5 protein-coding genes and 2 pseudogenes are annotated in these 6,917 nt (G+C 31.0%); 2 read left to right on the top strand and 5 right to left on the bottom strand.

Translation table 11 applies throughout. The annotated features are described in order from the left end of the window. Together AOG55_RS06075 and AOG55_RS06070 are read right to left on the bottom strand one after the other, a co-directional pair. On the bottom strand, nucleotides 1-1,373 hold a 1,373-nt coding region (locus tag AOG55_RS06075), incomplete at its 3' end, for an AMP-binding protein (protein ID WP_055041035.1). Nucleotides 1,374-1,377: 4 nt separating this feature from the next. Beyond that, on the bottom strand, nucleotides 1,378-1,944 hold the full coding sequence (locus AOG55_RS06070; protein WP_048101268.1) for a hypothetical protein: 567 nt from the start codon (nucleotides 1,942-1,944) through the stop codon (nucleotides 1,378-1,380). A gap of 136 nt (nucleotides 1,945-2,080) precedes the next feature. Here AOG55_RS06070 and AOG55_RS06065 point away from each other — a divergent pair, with 136 nt between their 5' ends. Beyond that, entirely contained in the window at nucleotides 2,081-3,397 is a 1,317-nt protein-coding gene (locus AOG55_RS06065) for a hypothetical protein (RefSeq protein ID WP_048101269.1), read from the top strand. Nucleotides 3,398-3,417: 20 nt separating this feature from the next. Here the strand turns inward: AOG55_RS06065 and AOG55_RS06060 are convergent, their stop codons facing one another. The 3 genes and pseudogenes from AOG55_RS06060 to AOG55_RS06055 form a co-directional block, all read right to left on the bottom strand. Beyond that, nucleotides 3,418-3,633 carry a DUF167 family protein gene (locus AOG55_RS06060; protein WP_055041034.1) on the bottom strand — a complete coding sequence of 72 codons (216 nt, stop codon included), beginning with the start codon at nucleotides 3,631-3,633 and terminating at the stop codon, nucleotides 3,418-3,420. 94 nt (nucleotides 3,634-3,727) lie between these two features. Next, nucleotides 3,728-4,096: pseudogene (locus tag AOG55_RS09865) on the bottom strand (IS200/IS605 family accessory protein TnpB-related protein); the annotation flags it as partial. 303 nt (nucleotides 4,097-4,399) lie between these two features. Beyond that, on the bottom strand, nucleotides 4,400-5,845 hold the full coding sequence (locus tag AOG55_RS06055; RefSeq protein WP_048101271.1) for an ATP-binding protein: 1,446 nt from the start codon (nucleotides 5,843-5,845) through the stop codon (nucleotides 4,400-4,402). Nucleotides 5,846-5,997: 152 nt separating this feature from the next. Between AOG55_RS06055 and AOG55_RS09805 the strand changes: the two are divergent. Further along, nucleotides 5,998-6,917 (top strand): annotated as a pseudogene (locus tag AOG55_RS09805) (IS256 family transposase); the annotation flags it as partial.

The following is a 6,917-nucleotide window of genomic DNA, read 5'->3' as shown; positions in this document are numbered from 1 at the left end:
ATGTAAACATAGCCATCATTGTCCATTTTTGCTATGTCACCTGTATGGAGCCAGCCATCGCTTAAAACATTATTATTCTCATCGGGCCTGTTCCAGTAGCCCTTCATGACCTGCGGACCCTTAATTAACAGCTCACCCGGAGACCCAATGGGCACCTCGGTAATGCCATCGTCTATTGAAACGATCTTTTCATATGTGTCTGGAACAGGCATGCCAACTGAACCTGGCCTTATGTATTTATCACTGTCTTCTTCGTAAATTGGTGTGATGTTAGCCACGGGTGAGCACTCACTGAGGCCGTAGCCCTCAACAAGCTTTGCACCTGTAAGTTCCTCAAACTTTTTCTGCAGTTCCACAGGCAGGGGTGCGGCCCCGGAAATGCATACCCTTACATCCCTGATATTCCTCTTCTCAATATTCTTAAACTGGGTAATTGAATGGTATAACGTTGGTATTCCAGGAAATGCCGTTGGTTTTTTTCTTTCCATTAAATTAATTGTCATTTTAATATCCCTTGGGTCTGGTACAAGAATAATTTTGGATCCCTGTATCAATGGTGTTAGCATTGCGGTCATCATGCCGTAAACATGAAAAAATGGTATTGATGATAGATATGATAAATTCTCCTTGTACTTCGGTGGAAGCCATTCTATTATCTGGTATGCGTTTGCTATTAAATTATAATGTGTTAGCACCGCAGCCTTTGGAACGCCTGTTGTGCCTCCAGTGTACTGGAACAGGGCAGGATCATTCTGAGGGTCTATATGTACTTGTTCAGGAGATACTTTTATTCTATTTGGCCTCTTACAGATATATATCTTATCTGCTGCAGGAATTTTTGGCCTTTTTCTTATGGTTATCAGGGAATAAATTGCAGATATTACACCGGGAAGATAATCCTTAACCCTTACAACAAAAATATTTTTTAAATGTGCAGGATAAAATTTTATTACCTTATTTATAAATTCATCCATGACAACCATTGAACGTGCCCCAGAATCATATAGTTCCTCCCTTATCTCCTTCTCTGTATATAATGGGTTAACCTGGACGATAATTGCACCAAGCTTGGATATTGCAAAGAAAAATATGATGTACTGTGGTATATTTGGCAGCATAACTGCAATTCTGTCTCCCTTTGTTATTCCAAGTTCAGATAACCTGAATGAAAGGGCATCCACCTCATCCCTTAATTGCCCATAGCTTATTTTAAGTCCCATGAAGTCTACTGCTATATTATTCTTATATTTATCCACAGACCGGGAAAAGGCATCATATAAGCTTATCTTTGGTATATCAATGTGCCTGTGTACCCATGGTGGATAATTTAATTTTAGTATATCATCCAGTTTTTCAGTAATTTCTTCCATCATTAAATCACCTGGACTTCACCGTGTATGCAGCCAGTATAAAATTAGGGCTGTTGAATCCAAGGTTTGTTTTTGACATGCTAAATGATGAGGCTTTCTGGTAAGTTGCATTTATTGTGGCATTATACATTATTATCTGACTTGCTGTTATGGTAAAATTTGGCTGCTCATTTATAATAAGGTTCGTATACGATGTATTATTTGCATATATGTGTGTTGCATACAGTGTAACATTTAATCCTGTTGCCATCGATGATTTAATTGTTGCGTACAATGACCCGTTAATATACTTTTTTAAAACAAGGTTGCTTATTGATACCTTTTGCATTACAACATGATATTCAGTTTGTCCACTAACATTTAATGTCGTAATTGTTGCATTTGTTAAAATCATTTCAGATGCTGTAATCCCGAAATCAGTCAGTGTCACAGGTTTTGCAGTAACAGTTGATGAGTTTAGTGCCATGTAACCCGCAGTCATGGACAATAGAAGTGCAATGATTATCCCTGCTATTAGTATTATCTTATTTCTTTTTGATTTATGATTTTTTGCACTCTCTATAAATTTGACCATTTTTTATCACTAATTTATATTAACAAGCATTTATATATTAAATTTAAAAAATGGAGGTTAACACTTTTAATTGTAATATATAAATCTATTATATCCTGGAAAAACATTTAATATATTACCAAGGCTTATATATTTTATGAGCAGATCTGGCCAGATTGAAATTAAAAATATTAAAAATAAATATTATGCATACTATACTTTAAACATCTGGGATAAAAGGAATAAAAGGGAGATTAAAAAAACAAGATATCTGGGAAGGCTGGATAACGGGAATATAGTTATAAACCAAAAGTTCGTGGTTCCTGACAGGGCATTACAGTATGGGGACATAGCGGCAATTATGACCCTTAACAGGCAGTCACTTGATAAAATAGATAATATATTTGACAAATACAATAATGAAATTAAGGCACTTGCATTAATAATTGCACTTTATAAATCCCCGCTTGGTTACTCAAGATATTACTATAAAAGAAGCATACTTAGCCTAATATGGCCACGCCTTAAGATTATGAATAACAATATAAGTTATGTTTTAAGGTATCTGTCAAGGAGACGTGATAAATTTGAGAACCTTATGGAGATAAAAGAGGATATGCTTTTGCTTCACATTGAGATATCAATAATATCACAGATTGAGGAAAAAAATGAATTTAATGTGGTTATTTTGGATATACTTATAGATGCCATCAGCCTTAATATAATAAATTCAGATTATATTACCGATAAATTTTACAATATTGAAAAGTTCATTAATATGACCAGGTCTGTTAATAATGGTGGTGTTTTGATTCTGGAATCCGGTTTTAATACACCAAAAAACATACAAAAACTTATGAAAAATAATATTAATTTCATAATAGAGGGAAATGAAAATGATATTATAAAAATTAAAAACAGATTTAAAATGGAGAAGATTATACTTTACAGGGATTATAATGAACTTTTAAAAAAAAGCATATTTTTCTCAGAAAAAAGGATTGGAAAATTGTTATATTATATATTTTATGAGGGAAATGAGGATGTGGATTTTATTGAATTTAAGAAGGTAAGAAATTTAAAAATGGCCATATCAAACCTTGACATAAATCATAATCTTATTTATCAGGCAATCAACCTAAGGAATTTTATAGACCGTATTGTATCATACTCAAAATTCAGGCTTTATTCTGATAGCGTTTACTGGATTGATAGCAGGGCGATAGATGGCTATGTAATAATAAACACAATAGCGCTTAATTTTTATTTATCATTTTTTAGGCATTCGACATTTATACACCCGGGCAGAATGAGCTATATTGAATCTTTACTTTTGGAACTTTCATCTGTTAACGCCTTTATCATTAAGGATGATATTTATATATCAAAAATTCCGGGAGAACTGAGGAGAAAGATGGAAACAATAGATGAAAGTATAAATTTGGATGCATACAGGGAAATAATTAAAAGATGAAATATAAACACGAGTAAACCTTATTTGTTTTTAATTAAAATGGACTTCTTTTTAGATTTAAGGCCAGAGATTATCTTTATATCCGTTGAATTAACATTATAAAATTTGGATAACTGTTTTATAATATCTGCATTTGCCCGGTTATTTTCCATTGGTTCGTCAGTGTATACATCAAGACCATTTTCCTTTATGCGTATATTTTTTGGTCCCCTGTACACATGTATATTTATTATCAATTTAATGTTATAATATTATTGGGTATAAAAAATTTTTATTAATAAAATCGTGGTTCAAATCATAACATTATGTTAAGATTTCTGTTAACATTTGTTAACATCCATCTTTGAAAGTTGTCATCTCTAATAATTTAAAGATGCTTAAACTTTCAGGATTAACCCTTAACCCGCCTATCCCGTCAAATGCATTCTGGAATGCCTTTTTTATTATATTGTAAGAACCGTTAATATCTGGATTTATTAAAATTCCTTTTGCAGATTTAAACAATCCTCTTTTTATTCTTTTTCCAAGATATTTATCATGTTTTTCTATTGTTTCATTATCAAGAAAAGAGCATTTAGAAGTGTATGATTCTTCCTGAAAATAACATCTATTCCATTCTCTTCTCCTTTGTATTTAATTAGTTTTATTAGTTTATTAAAAGGTATCTGTGTAAAAATTCTGATTGTTTTGATGTTGGATAGTGATTCTTAAACAAAAATCCTTAGATTTCTGACTTGCGACAAAAACAATATAAAAATAATAGCATATTCTCCATTAACCTATATAAATTTAAATAAAAAATTTTATCAATTTCAAGGCCCGTGGGTATGTCAAAGGCATAGTATGCTCTTGCATACTTAAAAAATCAATACCAGGGCATCAGGATTAAAGCATTTAAATGAGGTAATAGGGTTGAAACTGTTAATGTGAATATTTATATATAATTATGTACCATTATGTAATATATAGGTAAAATATACACAACCAGCTTTAAAGCGTGTATTAACTTTTATTTTTTTCAATAAAATTCTTTACATCATTTAAATCCATTAAAATTATGTTTTTATTTTTTATGGTGTTTTTATTTTCAATAAAGCCAGATTTGGAAAATAAAGCATATATAACATTACAGTTATTATAATTTTTAAGCAAAATTTTAGATTTTTCCATTAATTTGTCTATTAATGATGCTGATATCTTTTTATTTGTCCACTTGCATTCACCAAATAACAGTTCATTTCTTTCTGATGAATACGCAACTATGTCTATTTCCTCAATATCATTTCCTTTATTCTTTAATTTGTTTTTACCCCACCACCTTGATACATTGTCATAATATTTTCCGGTAAGGCCATCGTATATTAATGACCTTATTAAATATTCAAATTTTTCTCCCGCGTATGTATTAAAATCATTTTTTATATAATTAAACACCCTTTCTGTTCTTGAATTTTCTATTTCGCTTTTATTTGGCAATATGTAGCGGAACCAGAATGATAAATAATTGTCCTTAATCCAGTAAAGCCTGCGTTTAAAATTTTTATCTGACCCAAATGGTATTTCCGGTTCTATAAAATCAAGGGATATCAAAACATCAATATATTTTGATACCATGCTTTTATCCATTCCGGTATATGAGCATATCTCATTCAGCCTGTGATTTCCAATTGCTATTGCCTTTAAAATTGTAAAGTAATTCCTGGCCTCCCTTAACTCGCCTCTTAATAAAAACTCTGCCTCCTCGTAAAGATAGCTGCCACGGTTTAAAAAATTGTTTTTTAAATTATTCCAGAATGATAAATTGGTATTAAACTTTAATATATATTCTGGTATTCCACCAAGGACAAAATAGCTATTGCATAGATCTTCAATGTTGTATTTCAGAAAATTATTAATAAATTTAAATTTTAATGGTTTAATTCTAATCTGCCCGGTTCTTCTGCCATATAACGGGGATTTATATGATAAAACATCATTTTCCATTATGCTTACAGATGACCCTGAAAGAATTAAAAAAACATTATTATTTTTAAGAAATGAATCATAAATTTTCTGAAAAATAGATGGTATAGACCTGTTTGCCTCTATTAAATATGGAAATTCATCAATTGCAATAATAATTTTTGATTTTTTTGTTTTCTCTATAAAATTTTTGTTATTAACAATGGATGAAAAAAGTGAATACCAGTCATTATAATAGGCATATTCAATGCTTTTGTCATTTAAAAACTCTGATAATAATTTCTGAAAATTTCTTATATTTTCAGTATCCCCCTCATTGGTTGCAAGAAAATATAAACCATGGCCTGACATAAAATTATTTATAAGTTCTGTTTTACCAACCCTTCTTCTTCCATATATAACAATAAGCCCTGATCCTTCCATATCATACTGATTTTTTAATATCTCCATTTCCTCTTCTCTATCAATAAATTTTTGTTGAGACATAAGTATAATACTTTATATTCAACTAATATTTAAATTTAAGTCAATGCAAATAAAATTCTTGATAATATAGAAATTTTCTATGTAATTACGTAATCTTTATTATTAAAACGGGATTTATTTCGATAATGTAATTAATCTACTGTAAATTTAAAATGACTCTTTGCAATATCATAAATTCATTAGGAAATGAAAAAATGACAAATGCAAAGAATCAATTAATAAGTATAGAGGAATTAATAAAGGTTTTCATAAATGACGGAAAAGAGGGAAAGAAGGAACTGATTACATGGTTTCTAAACAATGTAATGGATGAAGAGGCCATTGAACAGTTAAATGCTGTAAGATATGAAAGGAATAATAAAAGGACAGGCTACAGGAATGGTTACAAGAAGAGGAAATTAAAGACTTTGGATGGTGAATTAATATTGGACAAGCCTGATATAAGGTCAGGATCATTCACAATCAAGATATTTGACAGGTATTCAAATGTGGAAAGGGCTTTAAACTCTGTAATAGCAGAATCATACATCAATGGTGTGTCAAAGATCAGTAAACAGTATAATAAATAATTTAGGTGTAAATGTATCTCCTGAGTACGTATCATCACTGAATAGGCAGCTTGATACCAAGGTTAAGGAGTTCTTAGAGAATAGAATAGAGGATAAAATAAAATATTTATACATAGATGCTGCTTATTTTAAGGTCAGGGAAAATAGTAAATATAAATCAATGGCATTATACACATCAATAGGTGTAAACACCAATGGTATAAGGCAGATATTATCAATGGATATTTATAATTCAGAGGATGAAATGGACTGGAGCAACTTCTTCAGGCTTAAGGAAAGGGGATTGACAGGAGTAAAGCTGGGAATATCAGATGGCCATAGGGGAATAATGAAGGCAGTAAAAGAATCATTCCCCGGATCACTGTGGCAGTACTGCCATTTCCATTTCATGAAGAATCTAAGAAAGACAATGAATAATGAGTATTGGAAGGATGTATCAAAAATAGTGTCAGAGGCACTAATGGATGAATCGTTATTTAGGATGGCCATGGATAGGATGGAGG

The organism is Acidiplasma cupricumulans (assembly GCF_001402935.1).
GTDB lineage: Archaea > Thermoplasmatota > Thermoplasmata > Thermoplasmatales > Thermoplasmataceae > Acidiplasma > Acidiplasma aeolicum.
Note: the sequence above shows the minus strand (reverse complement) of the source record. Positions and strands in the feature narration are given on the sequence as shown.